At 61.9% G+C, this 19934-nt stretch carries 23 protein-coding genes; 15 read left to right on the forward strand and 8 right to left on the reverse strand.

Features of this window, described 5'->3' with window-relative positions; all coding sequences use genetic code 11:
• The coding region (locus tag A4R35_RS24525) for a hypothetical protein (protein WP_223258128.1) at nt 1-185 on the forward strand (185 nt) is incomplete at its 5' end.
• 1293 nt (nt 186-1478) lie between these two features.
• On the opposite strand, the gene A4R35_RS00785 is transcribed toward A4R35_RS24525, so the two are convergent.
• Nucleotides 1479-1889, reverse strand: a complete 411-nt coding sequence (locus tag A4R35_RS00785; protein WP_146747062.1) for a hypothetical protein — start codon at nt 1887-1889, stop codon at nt 1479-1481.
• Between the two features lie 63 nt (nt 1890-1952).
• Nucleotides 1953-2213 carry a class I SAM-dependent methyltransferase gene (locus A4R35_RS23795; RefSeq protein WP_146747063.1) on the reverse strand — a complete coding sequence of 87 codons (261 nt, stop codon included), beginning with the start codon at nt 2211-2213 and terminating at the stop codon, nt 1953-1955.
• A 608-nt stretch (nt 2214-2821) separates the two neighbouring features.
• Here A4R35_RS23795 and A4R35_RS00795 point away from each other — a divergent pair.
• Nucleotides 2822-3325, forward strand: a complete 504-nt coding sequence (locus A4R35_RS00795) for a hypothetical protein (protein ID WP_146747064.1) — start codon at nt 2822-2824, stop codon at nt 3323-3325.
• Nucleotides 3326-3770: 445 nt separating this feature from the next.
• Here A4R35_RS00795 and A4R35_RS00800 read toward each other — a convergent pair whose 3' ends face one another.
• Nucleotides 3771-4781, reverse strand: coding sequence for a CPBP family intramembrane glutamic endopeptidase (locus A4R35_RS00800; protein ID WP_189361180.1), 1011 nt, complete (start codon nt 4779-4781; stop codon nt 3771-3773).
• Between the two features lie 1165 nt (nt 4782-5946).
• On the opposite strand from A4R35_RS00800, the gene A4R35_RS00810 reads away from it, so the two are divergent.
• The 10 genes from A4R35_RS00810 to A4R35_RS00865 all read left to right on the forward strand — a co-directional run bounded on the left by A4R35_RS00810 (nt 5947) and on the right by A4R35_RS00865 (nt 13315).
• Nucleotides 5947-6345, forward strand: a complete 399-nt coding sequence (locus tag A4R35_RS00810) for a hypothetical protein (protein WP_112425625.1) — start codon at nt 5947-5949, stop codon at nt 6343-6345.
• 54 nt (nt 6346-6399) lie between these two features.
• Nucleotides 6400-7239, forward strand: coding sequence for a hypothetical protein (locus A4R35_RS00815; protein ID WP_112425627.1), 840 nt, complete (start codon nt 6400-6402; stop codon nt 7237-7239).
• Nucleotides 7240-7307: 68 nt separating this feature from the next.
• Nucleotides 7308-7619: a hypothetical protein gene (locus A4R35_RS00820; RefSeq protein WP_112425629.1), complete on the forward strand. Its 312-nt coding sequence runs from the start codon at nt 7308-7310 to the stop codon at nt 7617-7619.
• A 58-nt stretch (nt 7620-7677) separates the two neighbouring features.
• Nucleotides 7678-8115, forward strand: a complete 438-nt coding sequence (locus A4R35_RS00825; RefSeq protein ID WP_112425631.1) for a hypothetical protein — start codon at nt 7678-7680, stop codon at nt 8113-8115.
• A 137-nt stretch (nt 8116-8252) separates the two neighbouring features.
• Complete coding sequence (locus A4R35_RS00830) at nt 8253-8918, forward strand: LysE family translocator (RefSeq protein WP_112425633.1); 666 nt, start codon at nt 8253-8255, stop codon at nt 8916-8918.
• A gap of 213 nt (nt 8919-9131) precedes the next feature.
• Nucleotides 9132-9347 (forward strand): hypothetical protein, encoded by a 216-nt coding sequence (locus A4R35_RS23800; protein ID WP_146747065.1) that lies wholly within the window; start codon nt 9132-9134, stop codon nt 9345-9347.
• 230 nt (nt 9348-9577) lie between these two features.
• On the forward strand, nt 9578-9982 hold the full coding sequence (locus A4R35_RS00840) for a hypothetical protein (protein ID WP_112425637.1): 405 nt from the start codon (nt 9578-9580) through the stop codon (nt 9980-9982).
• Between the two features lie 1586 nt (nt 9983-11568).
• Complete coding sequence (locus A4R35_RS00855; RefSeq protein WP_262982351.1) at nt 11569-11940, forward strand: PP2C family protein-serine/threonine phosphatase; 372 nt, start codon at nt 11569-11571, stop codon at nt 11938-11940.
• Between the two features lie 238 nt (nt 11941-12178).
• A complete protein-coding gene (locus A4R35_RS00860) occupies nt 12179-12886 on the forward strand; it encodes a hypothetical protein (RefSeq protein ID WP_112425643.1) in 708 nt (235 codons plus the stop codon).
• 21 nt (nt 12887-12907) lie between these two features.
• Nucleotides 12908-13315 carry a hypothetical protein gene (locus A4R35_RS00865; protein WP_112425645.1) on the forward strand — a complete coding sequence of 136 codons (408 nt, stop codon included), beginning with the start codon at nt 12908-12910 and terminating at the stop codon, nt 13313-13315.
• An 830-nt stretch (nt 13316-14145) separates the two neighbouring features.
• Here the strand turns inward: A4R35_RS00865 and A4R35_RS00880 are convergent.
• The gene (locus A4R35_RS00880; protein ID WP_146747066.1) at nt 14146-14571 is read right to left on the reverse strand and encodes a hypothetical protein; all 426 of its coding nucleotides are present in this window, start codon (nt 14569-14571) and stop codon (nt 14146-14148) included.
• Nucleotides 14531-14995 carry a hypothetical protein gene (locus A4R35_RS00885; protein WP_112425653.1) on the reverse strand — a complete coding sequence of 155 codons (465 nt, stop codon included), beginning with the start codon at nt 14993-14995 and terminating at the stop codon, nt 14531-14533. The genes A4R35_RS00880 and A4R35_RS00885 overlap by 41 nt, the downstream gene beginning before the upstream one ends.
• A 443-nt stretch (nt 14996-15438) precedes the next feature.
• Here A4R35_RS00885 and A4R35_RS00890 point away from each other — a divergent pair, with 443 nt between their 5' ends.
• The 3 genes from A4R35_RS00890 to A4R35_RS00900 all read left to right on the forward strand — a co-directional run bounded on the left by A4R35_RS00890 (nt 15439) and on the right by A4R35_RS00900 (nt 17512).
• Nucleotides 15439-16149 (forward strand): response regulator transcription factor, encoded by a 711-nt coding sequence (locus tag A4R35_RS00890; protein ID WP_112425655.1) that lies wholly within the window; start codon nt 15439-15441, stop codon nt 16147-16149.
• Nucleotides 16116-17114: a sensor histidine kinase gene (locus A4R35_RS00895; RefSeq protein ID WP_112425657.1), complete on the forward strand. Its 999-nt coding sequence runs from the start codon at nt 16116-16118 to the stop codon at nt 17112-17114. Before A4R35_RS00890 ends, A4R35_RS00895 begins: the two co-directional genes overlap by 34 nt.
• 89 nt (nt 17115-17203) lie before the next feature.
• Nucleotides 17204-17512, forward strand: coding sequence for a hypothetical protein (locus A4R35_RS00900; RefSeq protein ID WP_112425659.1), 309 nt, complete (start codon nt 17204-17206; stop codon nt 17510-17512).
• Nucleotides 17513-17827: 315 nt separating this feature from the next.
• On the opposite strand, the gene A4R35_RS00905 is transcribed toward A4R35_RS00900, so the two are convergent.
• The 3 genes from A4R35_RS00905 to A4R35_RS00915 form a co-directional block, all read right to left on the reverse strand.
• Nucleotides 17828-18106 (reverse strand): hypothetical protein, encoded by a 279-nt coding sequence (locus A4R35_RS00905; RefSeq protein ID WP_112425661.1) that lies wholly within the window; start codon nt 18104-18106, stop codon nt 17828-17830.
• A gap of 80 nt (nt 18107-18186) precedes the next feature.
• Nucleotides 18187-18972, reverse strand: coding sequence for a cytochrome c biogenesis CcdA family protein (locus A4R35_RS00910; RefSeq protein ID WP_112425663.1), 786 nt, complete (start codon nt 18970-18972; stop codon nt 18187-18189).
• Nucleotides 18969-19784, reverse strand: coding sequence for a peroxiredoxin family protein (locus tag A4R35_RS00915; protein WP_112425665.1), 816 nt, complete (start codon nt 19782-19784; stop codon nt 18969-18971). Before A4R35_RS00915 ends, A4R35_RS00910 begins: the two co-directional genes overlap by 4 nt.
• Nucleotides 19785-19934 lie beyond the last annotated feature (150 nt).

Here is a 19934-nt window from a genome sequence, read left to right on the forward strand (position 1 = left end):
CGGTACCCCCTCTAGAGGAGCATCTGGAGCGGCTTCCGTCAAGCAGATTCGATGATCCCAAAAAAGCGGTCACTGCTGACCGCTTAAGAGCGGTCATCATGCCAGCCACTGTGGCCATCCGACGGCCTGAGAAGCCGTTCGAGGATCGCTGCGTGGGACGCCGGGTGCCGCGATCCTCGAAGTGACCTGCACAACAGAGATCAAAGAGCATGAAGAGGATATCGTCTTTATCGGTTGCATACAGCAAACCGTGAAGCGAACCTGTCGGAAGGCTCCTGCTCGCTCGTGATCCCGGCGCCCCTCGCCGCCACAGGAGCAGTCAGCGCTGCCCTGCCGCATGGCTCAGGGCGCTTGCCCGCTCTCCTGCCTGATGCGCCCACGCAGCCATGCTGCTCGCTCCAGGGGGCTGCGCCAGAACGACCGGCTTGTTCCAGCTTGTTTCCTCTTCCGTTCCTGTCCGGTTCCCCTGGTGTTCCTCCCACGACCCGGGGGAGACCGCTGGCATCACCGATCCATTCCCCCGGGGTCCAGTCGCCAGGACGCTGCTCACCGAAGTCCGCCCATCAGGGGGCGCCATCCGCCTTCGGCCCTCCCCGCCTTGGAGCGTACCTGGACCGGTGCGTGCGCGGGGCGAAGGGAGGTGGCAGGACACCTGGGAGCGCCTGGGAGGCCGTTGCTCGGCGATGACCGATCCCAGATGAGCTGCACGGAGCGGATGGGTGCGGTCTGACTCTGAACCTCGGCAGCCCCGCCGCTCAGGGCGAGTCCTGCCTGGCTGATCCCGCTGCTGGGACCAGTGCAAGCGCTGCTCCTTGAGCAGATCGAGCCAGGGCAGCGAGTCCTCCGCCAGGGCGGCCCTGCCTCCAGAGCAAGCGCGCTCAGCGTCCCACCTGGTGTGGTGGCCGTCTCGTTCCCCGATGCGTCTGTCCGGCTTCGGCTGCTGGTCCCGTGCTGAGGGCTGTCCCTCGTGCGCTGCTCCTGCGGTCTCGCCTGTGCGACCCCGCCTCTCGAAGGAAGCTCCTGTGGTGAAGAGCTGCAGGGTGGCTGCGAGCGCAGCGACCACCGCCTCCAGTGTCGGTGAGGCACCGGTCGTGTTGCCATCGCTGCCGGGCCGCTGCACTGATTTCGAAGGACTCCCTCTAGGGAAGCATCTGGAGCCGCCTTCGTCCAGCTGGCTCGATGATCCCCCAAAGCGGTCAGCATGCCCGCCATGTTGGCCCCCCAACGGCCTGGGAAGCCTGTCGAGGATCGCTGCGTGAGATCCCGAGGGCCGAGCAAGATCCTCGGCGTGACGGGGAGGGGAGATCCTGCACGAGCGCCTCGGGAGAGGAAAGCGCCCTCGCGCGCGATCTCGAGCCACGAGCTTGCCTCTTGTGCAGTGGGAGCCGGGCCAGCCCAGCGGCCCGACACTGTCCCTGCACGAGGGACCCCGCGCCATCGCGGCGCAGGAGGCCCACCGGGGAGCAGGCTGGTGCGTCTCACTCCTCTGGGGTCCCGGGCACAGGAGCGCGTCCCCAGACGGTGAGCAGGGGCCAGAGGGCGCAGCAGTCCTCCTGTTGCAGCTCGGCCACGGCCTGCTGATACAGGGTCGTCAGCGCTGCCTGCGTGGCCAGCCCCAGGCGTTCCAGGAAGGGCAGGACCAGCTCCAGCCCGATGAGAAAATCCTTCAAGACCGGATAGTGCTGCTCGGTACCCATCGACCACTCGATGACGCTGGAACGCAGCTGCACATCGACCAAGCCGGCCTGTCGCAGCAGCCGCGGCAGCACCGGGGTGATGCCAATGTGGCGGCCATCGGGCGAGAAGCTCTGGCCCGCCCGCCAGAGGGTCTGGCAGCCCAGGGCCATGAGCCGCTCGAAGGCGGGACTGGTGGTCAGCGGCTCCTCCATCTCGGTCAGGCGCAGGAAGCCACCGGGTGTGAGCAGGCGGCGGCACTCGGCGAGCAGCCGCGGCTAGGCCGCTGGGAGCCTGAAGCCCCACAGGAGCCGGCCATTGATCAGCGCGAAGGAGGCTTCGGGAAAAGCGAGTGGCTCCATGACGTCCATGACCTGGAAGGAGACATTGGAGAGGCCACGGGAGCGGGCCTGGGCGATGGCATACGCGACGAGCGCTGGGCTGAGGTCGGCGCCGATCAGGGTGGCCCGTGGGAAGCAGAAGGCAGCTCCAAGAGCCAGCCGCCTGGGCCACAGGGCCTGGGCCACAGGCCAGGTCAAGCACGCGGCACGTCTCGAACAGGGCGATCCCTTCCTCGGGCAAGAGGCCGCCCAGGGCCTCGGTGAGCAGGCGATCCTGCTGCATGAGGCGGGCCAGTTCGCCCACATGCTCAGGGTCAATCATGTAGGTGTGGTGAGATTCAGCCATCTCCTCGCCTCCTTTCTGAATGCAGGCCAGGGACACCTCGCTCTGGAGCATCTCCAGGACGACATCGTCGCTGCTGTACACTGTTTCTTCCTGTGTAACAGTAGTGTACCAGAAACTGGCCTGGCAGGGAAAGAGTCTTTCGCCAGAACTGCTTACGGAAGGCGAACCTGCTGCACTTTCGCGCAGGCCTGGAGGGCGTCTGCATAAGGCCACTTTCGACCTTTGGCCTCGGCAGCAGGGCCTCACAGGCCTGCGCCAGCGCCTCACAGGCCCCTATCACCACCGCATGAGGGGCTGACGCGACCTCAGCAGCAGTCGAGGGAGCGCCTGACAGAGGGCTGAGCACGTGCCAGATCATGAGCAAACCTCCCCTTGAAATACCATAGCCATCACGCTCATACCTCCTTTCAACCTGAACAAGCTAGCTTTGTTACTCCTGTTCTCAGATCTTTGCATCTGCGTGACCAGCTGTATTCCTCTCATCACTGTTACTCTGCTTGCACTCATCCTGACCAACGCTCTCTGCTCTTCTCCCTCAAAGGTATCTCCTCTCCCAGCCTCTTGCACTTTTTTCCCGCTCCCTCATACACTGGCTCTGACGCTCACCCAGGTTGATCATGCGGCGACCCTGTTGGCGCTCAACTGGCCACGGGAGGCGCTGGACGACCTGCCGACTCGTCAGCTGAGCGGCATGGCCCGCGCCAATGCGTATGCGGAGCTGCTGGCGGTTGAGGCATACGCTCACCTGGGTAGGTACGAGCAAGCGGCAGCGCTGGGATTGGAGGCGATTCCGGTGGCGCACGCGATCCAGAGTCAGGTGAATCTGGAGCGAGCGCGCCAGCTCATGGAACGGCTGGCTGCCTCCCTCTTTGGCGGTGCGCCGGAGGTGGCGCGTCTGCGGCTGCGGTTGAACCGCCTGCACCTGTTCTGGGATCGTCGCTGCTCTGAGGCTGGCTGGGATTGAGAGGCCAGTCTTTCCTGCCAGAGGCTCGACTGGTGGCAGAATCTGCCTCACTAAAGGCTTTGCAGGCAGGAAAACGGGGCGGGGGCAGGAGGAAGGCGCTTTTGCTCTGGCGGTTCGCTCATCGCAGGCCGCTTCAATGCAGGGCCGTAGATCAGCGATCCGGCCTTATCGGATAACATTGCATATACTTATCTCCAGGCAAACGAGCGGCGCTCTGACCGGAACATGGATGATAACGGTTCTATCTCACCGCACAATGCTCAACCGCTATCAGATGGCGCGGGTTGTCGGCGCCGCCGACGTGCCTGAACGGTAACCAGGAGCACCAGAGGAGGAAGAGCAGGCAAGTCGGCCGGCGCGCTCCACCGGCGGGCGCTGAGGGAGTCCGAGAGGCGCGGTGGCTCTCTCCGGGGCACCTCAGGGTCCAGCCGTTGCCACACCTCTGCTAACCAGATGCCAGCAGGCCTTCCTGCTCGACATCAACCGTCTTGCGACTGCGACGAAGCGCTAGGAGGATGATCGCGAGCAGGCCCACTGCCACCACCACAATAACCGGAATCCCCGCTTCCGGCCCGATGATCCCGCCCGTCATCCAGACCGGGCCAACGGACACTAACTTGAACAGCGTGCCACCAGCAATACTATGCCCGCTCACGAACGAGGCAAGGACATGCCCCTCCGTCCAGTTCCAGGCAGCGTGCCAGCCCAGCACACCCCACAGACTCTTTTCGTAGAGGACATAGGCGGCCAGGAACAGGCAGACGGCAACGAGACTAATGAGCGGAAGGACGTTCAACCCGCCAGCCAGGAGCACAGGCGCATGAAAAAAGGCAAACATCAGCGTGGCGATCAGCACGCCGATCCAGGGCCGATAGCGGGCCCCCATCGCTGGCAAAAGCCAGCCACGTGTAACGAGTTCTTCGCTGGCCCCCTGTACCAGCCAGCCAGGAAGGACAATGACAATGCCGAGGAGCGCTCCTACCCCTGCCTGCTGCGGCAGGCCAGGCGTGATGGAAACAGACCCTGTCAGGGCAAGGATGCCAGCAGCCAGCTCATACATGGCCATGCCCAGCACGAAGCCACGCAGATACTTGATGAGCGCCCCTTTGCGCTCCAGGCCGACCGTCCAGAAGGGGCGTTTCTCCAGCAACTTAATCCAGGCAAACAGCAGCAGGATTCTGGTGGCATAGGTGATCACCAGGGCCAGCAGCTGGCCCTGGGCCGATAGCCGTGGATCCGCACTTTTGGTGAGGGCGGAGATCGGGACCCAGTTCACCAGAGGCGGCATGGCAAAGAGAAACTGTAGAGTAAAGCCGGAGCCAAGCGTAATGATCGTGGCCACCACGATGGCGAGATACCACGGTGGAAGCCACCTGGCCCGGCGCGCCAGCGCGAAGATGCGATTGTCCGGATTCAGAAGGATACCCTGCAGTGAACTCTTGTTGATGAAAGACATGCATCGCTCCTCATAGAGTACAGATACATCCGAAGGCATGCGGCAGAATCCCGCAGCCTCAGGGGCTCCTGGCGAGGACCGGGTAGGCCAGCAAGCCAGGTCAACTCTCGTCACAGTGACCCGACCGCTCTGCGCCCTCTTTGCGAGATGCAACGGGAGAAAAAGCCTGGAATTGGCAGCGTGAAGATGGATTGATCAAGGATGAGGGAGAACCAGACACCAGCAGTGTCCACGTGCAACTATGCGGTCGATTCATGGCTTGATGAAGCGGGCAACCTTCTGCCAGAGGGGATGATCGCGTGCACGTAACGGAAGCCATTGTTGCCAGCTATCATGCGTTGCCCGGTAAAGCAAAGAGCGCTCAACTTGCATGTGGCAGCGGATGGCAGTACAAGGGTCTGGTTTTCATCTGCCAGAGCCAGCATCTATGCCTCTCTGGTCATATTGAAATAATCACGCCTCCATAGAAACGTGAAATCATCAACGGCGAACTATCGCTACTACCCGGATCTGATCATATCATGATCTAAAGCACGCCCTGTTGTCAAGGCCATCACGAGCGTGCACACTGCTGCTGAGCATCTTCTTCGCCAGACGTCGCCGGCGCGTCTCGCCGGCGGACGCTGAGGGACTCACAGAGACGCGATGGCTGCTCCTCGCCAGCTGGTGGGCACGGCTCGGCCCGGGCACCTGTTGGAGAGCTCGCGTGGCATAGGCTGCTCACCACCGGCTGCTCCGATAGGGGACAGAGGACATAACGGAGAAGGCTTCACGCTCAGCCGCTCTTTATAGCGACCCTCGAAGACGCCAGGCTCTACCTGCTTCCGTTGCTCATCGAGCGCGATACGCGCAACCAGCTGATCAGGATCGGGAACACGCTTCCCTTGTGCCGTGCTCCTCGTGCCCATAATGTAGACTATGAGCCTCTTGAGCACCAACTCCTTTCTCCACCGCTGGCCAGCAGGCTCAACGCGACTGGAGCGGGATCAGGCTTCTGCGTCTGGATCCTCTAAGGTAAGCGATCAGGATAAAATCAAGGAACCTCTGTTCATTGCGTGATATAATCATCTTGCCCAACGTTGCTTGAGGGCAGAAACGCGGCTGGAGCGCAAGCAGGGGGGCCGACCGGCCAGCGTGAGTTATGAAGGAGGAGAGGTCCGCTTTGATGAAACATAATGCTGAACGTGGCATCGAGGCTGACGCACTTGCCGGAGAGGACGCCGCCAGCAACCAGGGCCAATCGCCGGCGGAAGGCGCGCCCGTGCAGGATCCATCAGCCCAGGCAGAGTTTCAGCTGCTGCCGCATGAGGCCTGGTGCCGTCTCTGCAGCTCTCTGACGGCGCTCGCCCTGTGTGTTGCTGGCCTGGGTCATGTGCTCTGGGGAGTGCTGCTCGCCTTGCTGGTGCAGCTGCTCTTGCTACAGCATTTCTACCAGCTGGGCAGCGGCTTTCAGCAGCGCGGATCGGCAGCGCAAAAATACTGGCGGGAGCAGCTCAATATTATGATCATCGGCGAACTGGTGTTAGGGAGCAGCATAGCAATACCTGCGCTGCTCAGGTCCTAGATCATCGTGACCTTATTCCTGAGTGACAGGTCTTTCCCGGGGGAAGAGCTGGCGATGCGCGTCATGTCAGTACGTTCCGCTCTGCTCTTGTCGATCAGCATAGCGCTAATCGGCGGAGTCTTTTTCTTGCATGGATTGCAGGCGCTCTTTCTCATCGGGGGCATCTCTGCCTTCGCCCTGTGGACGCTGGAGGGCCTGCTCTGCAGCCGACTGCTTCAGGCAGCGGTAGAGGAAAGGCAGCTGGAGAACTGGCCCTACTTGCTGGCCTGGGTTCCCTGCGTCATCTGGCTGATTGGGCAAGGAGTCAGCTTCGGCTGGACAAAGGCCGTGATGCAGCTGGTGGCCGATAACCCGAGGGGGCTCTGGTGGTTGCTGGCAGGAGTCCAGGTGCTGGCACTGCCCTTTCTGGCGGGGTTACTTTTTCTGGAACTGCGCATAATCTGGTTGCTGGGACGCTGGTTATTGAAGCCAGAAGTGGGCAGTCTGCTGAAGGAGGTACTGCTGCAGAGGTGGCGCCAGTGGCGAGCAGCCAGCGACCTGCGCTCATTGGGGCTTTGGCTGCTCTCAGCCGCGCTGGCGGTCGGCGCTTTCCTGTGGCAGCGGCAGGAGCTGTTCTGGCGCCTGAGTCAGAGCGCGCTGCTGCTGGGACTGTTCGCGGTCGGCCTGCGCTTGCTGATCTGGCTTGTCCGTCACGCGCTGCAGCCGCTGGGTCGCTTCCGGCTATCGCTGCTGCTGATAGGGGGCTCTCTCGCGGTGGTCGTGGCGCTGCTGCTGGTGCAGGTCTGGTCGAGCCAGTTCCATCCGGTCATGCAGCTGCCCGTCTGGGCGAGCGCCTGGCGTCTGGCCGCGACGCTGCTCCTCCTGCGCGCGGCTTTCTGGCTGGCTGGCTGCTGAGCGACCGCTGGACCTGGCCATCGCGCTCATTACAGGATGAAGAGAACAATAGCACAATATAAGAAAAAATGAAGCAGCAGTACGAACGCGATGATCAGGCAGGCCAGCGTGTCAGGGAGCGCAACTGGCTCAGAGTGGTGACTATCACTACGACGCTCTGTACCGACAGCCTCTTGCTGCTGCTGGCCTGGCTATGTCCCTCGTTGCTCTGGTATGAGCTGGTGAGCGTGCTCTGTCTGGTGGGAATCGGGACCATCTTCATGGGGGGGAGCGCTCTGGGTGAGATACCGTCATACGAGGTGGCGAGAGCGCTTACTGCGCTCCGTTCAACAGAGCCAAACGCTATGGCCCGCAGATTCTCTGCAATTGGAGCCAGTTGAGCCTTACAAGCATGAACGGCATGATGAAAGGCGAGACTGGCTGTGCCGACTGGCATGGTTGGAGCCTGATGTCCTGGGGAGCGCGGTAGCTGGCTGGACGGCGTTGACTCATTTCCTGTTCGTGCTGGTGGCGATGCCCGTGCTCATCGCTGGAGCGCTGGCCAGAGTGATTCCCTTTCCCGATTACTGGCTGGATGCCGTGCCGGGGATGCTCTGGGCAGCAGAAGGGCTGGGGATGTTTCATCCTCTGGCGTTATATGGGCTGAATGCGGAGTCGAAGCAGGCCCTACCGGCGGCATGGTGGGGCATGACCTGGGGGATGCTTCTGGGTAGCTGGATATTAGGGATAGCGCTGGACTGGTCGGTCGGGAGTGCCATGAAGATGCTGGCACGGGCGGTCTTCCTCTCGCTGCTGCTCTTCTACATCGGCTATCTGCTCTCCACGGCGCTGCGCCGCAGAAGCCAGGCCAGCAAGGCGATGGAGCTGTACCGCTGATGCGGCTCCCTGCTGCCGGTCATACTTTTTGTGCCCTCGACGATTTTGCTCGTCGGGGATATCATGGAGACCATCATCATGCTGGCCCTGGGGCTGGCTCTGGCGGTGATCTCCTGTAGATTGAAGCGACACCGCCCATGAATATATCATTGCTTGCGTTTATCGGCGTTGCTACCCTCATCACGATTACGCCAGGCGCGGATACTATGCTGGTGATTCGCAACGTTCTGGCGCGGGGGCAGCGGTCGGGCATCTTCACCGCTGTGGGCATCTGTTCGGGGCTGTTCTGTCACGCGACGCTCTCGGCTCTGGGCCTCTCGCTCATCCTGCTGCGCTCGGCTCTCCTCTACGAGCTGGTCAAGCTGCTGGGGGCCGGCTATCTCTGTTTTCTGGGCGTCCGTTCCCTCTGGCAGCTGTGGCTGACACGCACACAGGCCACTGAGGCGAGCAAGTCCGGGCAGTCTGACGCGGCAGCGGCCTTGCCCCTCACGCGGCAGCAGGTTCCCTGGTGGCGCTCCCTCGGTGAGGGTTTCCTCTCCAACGTGCTTAATCCCAAGGTCGCCGTCTTCTACATGGCCTTGCTGCCACAGTTTCTCGGCCCTGGCGATCCTGTGCTGGCCGGTTCCCTGTTTCTGGCGGCCATTCATTTTACGCTGGGCATCGTCTGGTTATCGCTGGTCGCGACGTTTGTGGGGAGGTTCCGCGCCGTCCTGGCAAGACCAGCCGTCCGGCGTTGGCTTGAAACGGTGGCCAGCTTCGTTTTGGTTGCTTTTGGTCTGCGGCTGGCGCTGGAGCGGCGTTGAGCGAGGCAAGCCCTGCCGCTGACGGACTGCTGACAGGCTGCTGATGGGCCGCAGAGAAGATCACACAGGCTGTGCCAGCCACGAGGAGAAGCAGATGCAGATCTTACATGGCTGGACAGCGACTGTCGGCTTTCGGTGCGGCGCCTGCTCTTCGCCGATGGCCGGTGCTCCTCCTGGCGCTGGCAACGGAACGCCTCGCACCCCAGCTGCACCTTGCTCCTCTTTCCTGAGGCCAGGGATCTTCCCGCGCTGCCGCTCCTGGTCGTCCTCAGTCCCTACCTGCTCGTCCTGGGGCAGGAGCAGCACGGCCCTCTTCCACGGCGGCGCAGCCTGCCTGGCGGGGAGGTGGTCGCGGGGCTGCTCGCGGGCATTTTGACCGTCCCCGGCGAACTGCTCGGCCACCTGCATATCTCTTCTGTCGCCGGTTAAAGAGGCAGTGCTCTTCCCCTCACGCACGGTGTGCGTGATTGCAGGGAACGACCGGGAACACAGGATATGCAATTGAGCATGCTTTCACAGCGTGATATACTTTCTCAGATAGAGTTCATCGTTTTGGTGTGCAGATATGCAGTTAATGAGATTGCTATGTGCCTGATCAGGGAGGCAATCCTATGGAAGGAACGGCACGAGAAACTGCACCAGCTCCCACCAGGAGGTTCATGAAGCGCCTGCTAATCTGGCTGGCGATACCACCCCTTCTCGCCTGCGTAGCTTGCTCTACCAATTACTTCCTCGGCCTATCGGGTTTCTGGCTCAACTATGCCACTCCCCACTGGCGTCACCATCTGCTGGTCGTGCACATGGAAGACACGACCCTCGACGCTACCCCTGATGAATCGATGCAGGTCTCCGTAGTCTATCTCGAATTTAGCGATGGCACTGCCATCTATGTCTCCCCGTTGCGTGTCGACGAGCAGGATATCATCCCCGGGAAGACGCGCGTCTCCTACGCGCAGCTGCAGATCGACAATCCGGTCCTGGATTACCTCTTCGCATGGAGCGACCCCTACTACGGTGTCGCCACCGAGGTGGTGATCGACCCTTCGTCGTCCTCTGACCAGTGAGCGGCGAGCGGCGCTCTCAGTAAACAGCACTGCGCAAGCAACTCGGCGGCAGCTTTGCGTTCAGGTGGGGGAGCTGTCTTCAGGACCGCCTGGAGCGTCGGTATGGATGCAGAGACAGCCAGGTCAGCAAAGGCTCGCTCGTGCTCCTGTTGGCCCCCCACGGCGGCAGGTGCCGGCTCAGCAATTCCTGCAGGCCATCGCTGAGTATGAGCAGTCCCCTCGGCAAAGCCAAAGAGGGCGACAGAGGACCCGGCAGAGCCAGCGCAGAGCTAAGCAGGACTGGCAGGTGAACCACCAGGACCAGGGGAGTGGCCTTTTTGGCATTCAGACAAGCACGCGATAATGCCTGAAGATCGTGCGCTTGTCAAGGGAATGAACCCCAGGCATCCCCGTCCAGCCGCCAACGGCTGATACTGCGGGGAATGCTGGCACAGTGGGATGGCGTGGCGGCGACGACACCCCATAGGATTGGAGGCGGCCCAGAGGACAATCTCCTCTTCGGCCCAGGCTGGCTGGAGCGCATAAGCCCTGGCCAGGCACTCAGCAGGAGGCAAAGCGCGCAGCTCAAAGAGCCACGCCCAGGTCGAAGGAGATCCCGGCTCCTCAGGTGCCCCTGCCAGAAGGTCCCCCTGGGAAGACAAAAGCCCCCCGCTGATTTCAGCCTGCGAGGGGACCTGTCGAGCAAGGGCGGATCTTCCAGAATCAGGGCCTGCACCGAGTCGGGATACTCAGCGGCGACCATCGCGGCAGTAACCGCCCCCATCAAGTGCCCGATGAGCGTCCGGTCATCGGCCCTCACCCCAAGAGAAGCCCGCGCCAGGAGTAGCGGTTCGATAAGCCAGGGCAAGACTGGCATCCAATAGACTCCTTCTGTGGTTTGGCGAGGAAGGGCCTCGCCCTTCCTCGCCACGTTGCTCATCCTGAATGACCTGGATGCGCTCGACAGAGAAGAGCGTACATGATGGCGGTGGGAAGCGGCTGGGAGGGAAACGGGAGCGTAGCGGGCAGAGAGCGGGAGAGTGAGAGACAGGGAGTGGGGTGCGCAACGGGAGCAGCCTGGGAAGGCAGCAGGTGGAGACCGTTGTCGCTGCTCAGTTCCGGCAAATCTCGGCAGAGGTTCAGAAGAGGTTCAAAGACAACAGGGCCATGTCTTGTAGTGCTTGTTGCTCTGGCTGCAGGCACTGATTGGCTCTTTGTCAGGCGGGGTAGCGCTGGAGTGAGGTGTGAGTGTGGAGCCGGTCATTCCCTGCGCCAGTATGAGAGGCTGTTCTCTGAGGCGGACCGGGAAGAGTCGTTCTCTTTGCTTGATCGGGCGCAGCGGATGGAGAGACTGACTTCTGGGGGAGGCCCCTGGATCAACACCTGGGGATGCGCACTGCTCGCAAGGCTGTACGGAGGGCAGTCAAACGAGAGTCTTTGCCCCTGCTTGAAGGAAGCTCTCAGGGTATACGCTTTTCAGAGTATCTGCCTTGGAATGCCGCTTTCTGTCTATGTATCCCTGTCTCTTTTCATGAAGCGTGTAGATGAGTTGTGTGCACTGGCTTCTAGAGCCGATTGGAAGCGTTGATAGCTCTTCTTGAGAGTACCTGCCGTATCGGCAGTACAGCGGAGGAGTCGCTGAACTGCGCGCTACCGCTATGCCCTTTGGCATGATGCCGGGCATGCAGTACGAAGAGCGAGCGGTCACGCTGGAATGCGGGGACAATGTTCTGTTCTACAGCGACGGTCTGGTGGAGGCTCACCATACCCGGCGCGAAAGGTTCGGCTTTCCCCATCCGATGGCCCTGCTTCAAGAGCACCCAGGCGATCCTGGCCTTATTGAGCACGTGTTAAACGAGCTGGCAAGGTTGAGCGGCAGCGGCTGGGAGCAGGAGGACGATGTGACGCTGCGTAGAGCAGATGCGACACAGGCACAGCAGGGGCAGGAGTCGGTGACGGTGAACGTAGAGCGGCTATAGCGAGTGCCTCGTAGGAACAGCACTTAGAGAGCTTGCAACAGCTATTTTCCCTTCCAGGCAAAGGGGGAGTCACATTCGTATATTATTAACTAGCATTATTTCTATTGAATAGTGTATACTTCCTATTGTGGAACATCTAGCCCATCAGGAACAAGGCCCTTCTCACTCACATTCGCGTCAACCCGATGACGACCGGACGTACATGAATGCATCATGCTGGTAAGGAGTTCTCTGTTTCATGAATGCTCTCGCTCATCAATCACAACCGGAAGGGGCAGTCCCCGCCATTTATCGTCTCCACCGCTTGTTCTTAGCGCTCTGTGTTGTGCTGGGACCACTGTTTGCCCTTGCTATGGCTTCCCTCGGTCCAGGATACTCCAGTACGAAAAGTGGTCCGGTCGTGGCGCTTGCCCTGACGAGGACCGCCAGCGCCACCCAGTTGCAGATCAGCACGCTTATTAGCGTGATCGGTGCCTACCTGATCCCTGTGAGCTTGCTGACTATGGCGTGGCTGGCGATGCGCCGCGCTCCCTGGTTGGCAACTATTGCCATGCTGGTTGTGTTCGTTGGAGTCTTTCCTCTTCCAGCTTTTGTGGCCCAGAGTGCGCTCAATTGGGATCTTGCGCGTATGGGAAACAATCCATTGTTCGACGTGATCGTGCAACGCTTCAATGACGATGGGGTAATGAGCTATTATAATGCAGCCTTTGTGGTCGGCACTATTCTGGGCCCGGCCTTGATTGGGATCGCGCTTTGGCGAGCGCGGGTCGTTCCCATCTATGCCGCTGTTCTGATTAGCGCGAGTCGTCTACTTGTGTTCTCCTACCTCATCGTTCAAAGTTTCATTCCAGCGGTCTATATTCAGTCTATCACCTGGCTGGTGCTCTTTATTGGCAGTATTCCCGCTGCCCTGGCAGTGTGGAAGAGACCCTCGATTGAGCAGTAAGCGAAGAAAGGATTTCTCAACATGTTGCTCTCCCGCCAGGCCGGACAGCAGCACCCTGCTGAGCCCACCTATCGCACATTCCTGCGTGCATGCCTGGCCGCCTGTATCGTTCTGGCTCCGGCCGTCCTGTTACTGGGGTTCGCTTTCGATCCGACGGGTGGTGTTGGTGTGCCCTCATCAGCCAACGTTCTTGCCGCAGACTTCCAGGCAGCCAGTCTTCTGCAAATCCAGCTATTTCTGTACTTCAACGCCGTGACCGTCTACTTCTTTCCGCTCAGTTTCATCGGCCTGGGACTGCTCGCCATGCGGCGCGCACCCTGGCTGGCAACCATCGGCATGATCTTCGGTTTGGCAGGATCGCTTCCATTTGGGATGTTCGTGGGTCCAGAGGCTCTGGCGGCAGCCGTCGCGCAGCGCAGGTGGGTGTGAACCCATCGACGGCTGCCGTCCTGCATTTTGTCGACTCTCAAGGAGCGATCTTTTTACTCCAAACGAGTTGGGTGATCGGCCACCTGCTCGGCTATGTTCTTCTGGGCATCGCACTCATACGATCACGGGTCATCCCTCTGTGGGCCGCCATCCTCATCATTGCAGGTCTTCCTTTCCAGGCGGCAGGCTACGGTACGCATCAAGGTGTCCTTCAACTGGTCTGCTTCGCACTCATCTTCCTCGGCAGCATCCCCGCCGCCCTGGCAATGCTGAAAGGGGGTGACCGAGTTATGCCTGTGTCTCAGCAGCTAGATTCCCGCGCAACAGGAGAAGCAGGACAAGCAGAGCGCTGATCACATACCATGCAAGCGGGCCTACCAGCCCGCGAGATGCGCAACGATGTGTAACCTCTGGCGAGTAGGCATGAAGATGTGCCTCGAGACGGGTGGAGACGGAGGAAGAGCTGGCCAGCCAGGCGAAGTCGGCGGCGAGGCGCAGCAGGTCGTGATCAGGATCGACGCAGACGACCGAGGGGGCGTCGTGGGGGGGAGTGGGGACCTGCCCGCGGCAGGGGGCGAGGAGGGAGGAGAGGGCAAGAAGGACGGCCCAGTGGCCGGCGGCGGGCAGGTCGAGGACGGGGCAGGGGTCTCGTCCTCGAGAGGATCAGGGGGGCCAGGGGAAGCGAGCTGGGACGAGCGAGCCGAGGGCGGGTGAGATCAGCGTCGAGATCGAGGCGGCGGCGCACGTCAGGGCTGAGGCGGGACGCCAGCGGGTCCTGCTGGGGCCAGCGCGGGCCGTCGGGTACGGGTTCGATGAAGGTCGCCATGGAATCACTCCTTTCGCTTCGAGATGATGCGAGCGCTGTTTAAAGAACAAGGCAGACGTCGTCGCGCTGGCAGCGTCATGGACCAGTGAACCAGGGATCGCAGGAAGGTGATCGTGATCGCTCTCCTCCAGACGCTGCTCCACGGCCCAGAACCGCGAGCCAGCGGGTCCAGGGATCGGGGGGCCGGGCGCGTCTGCTGCGCGCGGACCGGCGCCAGGAGGCGCTGGACCAGGCGCAGCCGCGCATTGCGCTCGGCGGTGGGCAGCGTGTGCGCCAGGGTCTCCTGTCGATAGCCTTGCAAGGCCTGCAGCAGAGCCTCGACCTGTTCGTCCGTCAGTATCAGCGACTTGCTGGCCCCCATCGCAGGGCGAGGTGCGGGTTCCTGGTGCTCATGCTCCGGGCCTCCTGCCAGAGGCGGCGTGAAAGACATACCAGGCCTGGAGCCGCATCCACTCCTGGGCCGCTTCGCGCAGCATCTGGTCGACCTGCTCCGGGGGCGTGGCCGTCCGGGGACACAAGGCGTCCTTGAGGACGTTGATCCCTTGGAGGACATCGGTGAGCAGGAGCTGGCCCGTCGCCCCGGCCCAGCGGCCCGGGGGGGCCGGGATATCCTGGCTGGTGACCTCCACGCAGCCGGCCTGCTGGAGCAGCTCGCCGAGCTGGTGCAGGACGGCCAGCTCGAAGCCGAGCTGCCGGCTGATGCCGGTGAACCAGTCGAACAGGCGCCGGGTGGCCGGCCCGGCTGGCTGGATGCCATCGCTGAGTTCGAGCAGTTCGATCCAGCCGCCGGGGCGGGTGACGCGCACCAGCTCGCGGACGACGCCGGGCCAGGCCTGGGCGGGAATGGCAACCACCAGCAGGCGCTAATGGGTAGAGCCGAATTGACCATCGGGGAAAGAGGGCCTGCATCTCGAAGGCGCAGATGCCGGTGCCCACATCCAGGGTGGGGCATCTGCTGACGCCGACGCAGCTCGATGCGATTCCTGCAGCGCGACCTGCACGCTGCGCCAGTGGAGTTGCATTCGCGACATCAGCGATGTTCCGCTGTGTCGGCATCCAGACCCTGCTCTGAGCAGAGCTGACCGAAAGGGAAGCCGCTCACACATCAGGCTACCAGAGAGAGCAAGCGTCCCGGCTTCTCCCACAGTACCAGTTTTCCTTTCTTACTTGATCGAGCGAACGCAGAGGGGAGTACCCGGTGCCCATCACCTCTCTCATGATGCTCTCAGCAAGGAGGGTGTATAATCAATTCCCAGGAAGGAGCGGTTCTTGCTTTGCACGCCACGAGGGAAGAAGGATGCAGCTACTCATTGTCGAAGATGAGGCCAAGCTCCGTCAGCTGCTACGCCGCGGTCTCCTCGAAGAGTGCTACACCGTCGACACTGCCGCTGATGGAGAGGAAGCGCTTTACAAGATAGAGACATACACCTACGATCTGGTGCTGCTGGATCTGGTCCTGCCCGGACGGGATGGTTTGAGTGTCTGCCAGGCCATCCGCCAGAGGCACCCACAGCTTCCCATTATCGTGCTCACCGCCAGAGATGGCATCCCAGATAAAGTGCAGGGGTTGGACGCTGGAGCCGATGACTACCTGACCAAACCGTTTTCCTTCGCAGAACTCACCGCACGCATCAGGGCGGTGCTCAGACGCGGAGCTCAGACCCGCGCACCAGTCTTGAGGATGGGAGACCTCTCCCTTGATCCCGCAACCAGAGCCGTCAGAAGGGGAGGCCAGCTGCTCTCCCTGACCCCGCGCGAGTATGCTCTGCTGGAGTACTTCCTGCGCCATCCCCACCAGGTGCTGACGAAGACGGAGCTGCTCGAACATGTCTGGGACTATCACTATGAGGGTCTCTCGAACGTCGTGGAGACGTATGTCCGTTACCTGCGCCAGAAGCTGCGCGTGAGACCGGACGCCCCCGAACTACTGCATACGATACGCGGAATGGGTTACGTGCTGCGAGAAGGCGAGCCATGTTTAGCCGAGCCCGAATCCAGCTCACTGTAATCTATTGTGTGTTTTTCTTTCTGCTGATCTGGCTCGCAAGCCTCCTGTTCTATCTGGCGATGGACCAGACCATCGGAGGTGATGCCCTCATCAGCCATTTCAAACAGCAGGAACAGCAAGGCCAGCACGAAGCGACGATCGATGAACAGAGTGTTCTGCTGGCTGGAGAGGTAACACTGGACCAGTTGAGAACCGGTCTGCTGGGTCTGAACGGGGGACTGCTGCTCACGTTTCCACTTGTCGTCTGGATGCTCACCGGTCGCACACTCAAGCCGGTTCAGCTGGCCCATAGCCAGCAGGCCCAATTTACCGCAACCGTCGCCCATGAATTACGCACGCCTTTATCCATTCTGCGCGGAGAAATCGAGGTCACTCTACGCAGCGAGCGCTCTCTGGACGTCTACCGGCAGACGCTGCAGAGCATCCAGGAGGAGGTGGAGCAGTTGCATGAACTGGTCGAACAGCTGCTCTCCCTGGCGCGCCTCGAGCAGCGGCCCTCGCTGGAGGTGGCAGAGACGGTGGATCTCACAGATCTGCTCAACCAGGTCGTGAGTGTCTGCGAGCAGCGCAGACGCAGGCGGCACCTGACGATCCTCGTGCATCTGGCCGAGGAGAGCATCGTCGTACGCGGCCAAGAGGCGCTCCTCAGACAGGCTATCCTCAATCTGCTGGATAATGCCCTCAAATATACCCCCGCAGGAGGGACCATCAGCCTGGAGCTGAGACGGTCACATCAGAGCGGCCTCCTTATCATCAGCGATACAGGAACAGGCATCGCAGATGAGGACCAGAAACATCTGTTCGAGCGATTTTACCGGGGCGCGACGGCTCGCTCTCTGAGCCAGGGCTATGGACTGGGGCTGGCACTGGTCCATGAGATCGTCAGGTTGCACCGCGGGCAGATCATCGTCCACTCGCGGCAGGGCGTGGGCACCACCGTCGTATTGATGCTCCCTTGCTCCTGACCTTTCCTCTGCACCTCTGCCTCTCACGCTCTTCTCATCGGCTGTCTGCTAGACTCTGAGGGAGAGGTGCAAGAAAGGAGGTGATACTGATGGTCCTCAGACGCATCTGTGGCTCGCTGGTCCTCGGACTCCTGCTGCTGACAGGGCTGGTCCTCGGCAGCGAAAGCTTGAAGCTGACGGCTGTGCAGGCTACGTCGCCCAGCCTGCAGACAGTGGCGAGTGTGGCCTCCCCTCAGCGGCAGACTCTGCAGCATCCGCTGCTTCAGGCCAGCGTGGAGGTGTCTGACCCTGATGAAAAGGGAGAAGCGGCACACGACCAGGAAGCCGAGCCGGGATTGCCGGGAGGCGGTCATCAGGATCAGGGGCAGAGCGATCACCAGTTTGAAGGGATTGAGTAACACGAGGCAGCCGAGCCGTTCACTGGCACAGGGGGAGGCTACACAGCCTCTCCCTCCGCTGCAGAACAACAGGCATGACTCCGGCCCTTGCTCCGTGCAGCGCCTCTCATACCAGTTCGCCTGACTCCCTCCAACAGGGCGTCTCATCCTTAGAACCTATCACAAGGAGAGGATCTGCCATGACCTCACGCGCATTGCCGAATCTGCCAGCCATCCGACTACTGCACGCCAGCGCCGCATTGATCCGCGTTTCAGTCCCAGACGGGCAACTTCACTGACTCTGACCTCATGACGGGCCGAGCCGCTCTCGAGTCGCTACCCGTGTTCCCATCCCAGACGGGCCGCTTCACGGCTTCTGACGGTACCCTCTAAGAGAGCATCTTGCATCTCGGCCACCGCCTGCTGATACAGGGTCGTCAACGCCGCCCGCGTGGCCAGCCCCTGGCGTTCCAGGAAGGGCAGGATCAGCTCCAACCCAATGAGCAAGTCCTTGAAGACCGGATAGTGTTGCTCGGTGCCCATCGACCACTCGATAGCGGCGGCCCGCAGACGCACGTCCAGGAAGCCGGCCTGCCGCACCAGCCGGGGCAGCATTGGCGTGATCCCCAGATGCTGCCCGTTGGGGGATCCTCTCTCCCGAGGCGAGAGTCACGCTGCTCGCTGGAGAGAGCAGGCTACCAAAGACCAGCCCGCAGCCAGTACCAGATGATCCAGAGGCCGACGCCGATCAGCAACAGCGCGCTGATCGGTGGCAGCCAGCGCGAGAGCGGTCGGAGGAGCGTACGGACTACGTCCCCCAGAACGGTCGCGGTCAGGGTCACTCCTCCCAGCAGCAGGGCCATTCCAGCGGCATAGCTCGCCAGCACCAGGGCCGCCTCTGCCAGGCTTCCGCGGGTCAGAGCTGCCCCCACCATCAGCAAGAAGATCGGAAAGGCACAGCCCAGCGAGGCCAGGCCATACCCCAGGCCAAAGAACCAGGCCACTCGCAGGACTCCTCTCCTGCCGCTTCGGTCGCTCGTGCTGTGCAGCGTCAAATGCGTGGCAAGCCGGCCCAGGCCCGGCAGCTCTAGCGCCCGCCCACTCAGCAGCGACCAGCTGCCCAGCAGCATCAGGACGGCTCCCACCAGCAGAGCCAGCCAGGGGAAGAGCCGCAGCAGCAGCCGCCCTCCCAGTGCCAGTCCCATTCCAGCGAGCAGAAAACTGACCAGGTAGCCTGCTGTCAGCGGCAGCCCCAGCAAGCCCCCCTGCAGCACAGCCTGCATCATTGCGCTGGCACCGCGGCGGCTGGACTGCACCGCCTGGCGACTGACCAGCGAAGCCACCAGGGCGGGCAGCAGAGCAAACCCGCAGGGATTGAGCGGGGAGAGCAGCCCGGCGCCAAAGGCCAGCGAGAGTGCCACGGCCAACGAGTCTCCCCCTGGCTGGGGTCCCAAGGCATGCCAGAGCAGCACTATCTTCATGCGAGCTGCCTCATCACCTGCAGCAGCTGAGCCGCTGGTACTGGCCCATTGCTGCGAAAAGCGATCTGGCCGGCGCGATCGATGACGATCGTCGTTTCCAGCTCCTGCACCCCATAGGCCTGGCCAATGGCTCCAGTCGCATCAATGCCCCATTGTAAGGGGACGTCTGCCGGCAGGCCGAGTGAGGCGACGAAGACCTGCAAGTCCTGGGGACGATCCAGGCCATGAAGATCGATGGCCACCGCCGTCACCCCTCGCAGGTGAGCGGTAGCCAGTGCCTGCCCCAGCTCGGTGCTACCCGGCCCGCAGCCAGCACAACCTGTAGCCATGAAGTAGAGCATAACCACCTGTCCCCGCTGGGCCGCCAGGTGAAAGGTCGTTCCTGCCAGCGTGGGGATCGTAAAGTCCGGGGCGCTCGGCCTCTGACTGGGGGCTGGCTTTTCGCGCGATGGCGCCGACTCCCGGGCTGCGGCAGAGCTGGCGGCAGGGGGCGGAGAGAGTGCCGGACTGGCAGTTCGGGCGAGGAGCCCCTGACTGGCGATGACCAGACTCAGCAGCATGCCCAGGACCAGCCCGCCGAGCAGCAGCCGCCCTCGCCTCAGCTGACCTCCTGTGGTAACGCGCGCTGGCTGATCGCTCCCCTCACACGGGGAGCACGCAGGCGCAGATGCCAGAGGAAGCAGCCCTTCCCCGCCAGCGCAGCAGTCTGGCCCTGACAAAGTCTGCTCCCTTTCACGTTGGCTCTGCCCCCAAGGACCGCTCAGCGGTCCCTGATGCTGCTGTTCACCGTTCATCAGATCGTGGCTGTTCATGACACCTCCAGGGTGGAAACCGGAAGCTTCTTGATTCTTCTGTTCGCGGTCCCTCCGCTCGGGCTGTTCAGGGCATCTCCAGGCTGGAGTCTGGGAGAGCACTGCGGTTCCTGTCTGGTCTGGAAGTCTCTGCTCTCATGGCTCACTGCT

The sequence above is a fragment of the Thermogemmatispora tikiterensis genome (genome assembly GCF_003268475.1).
Classification (GTDB): domain Bacteria; phylum Chloroflexota; class Ktedonobacteria; order Ktedonobacterales; family Ktedonobacteraceae; genus Thermogemmatispora; species Thermogemmatispora tikiterensis.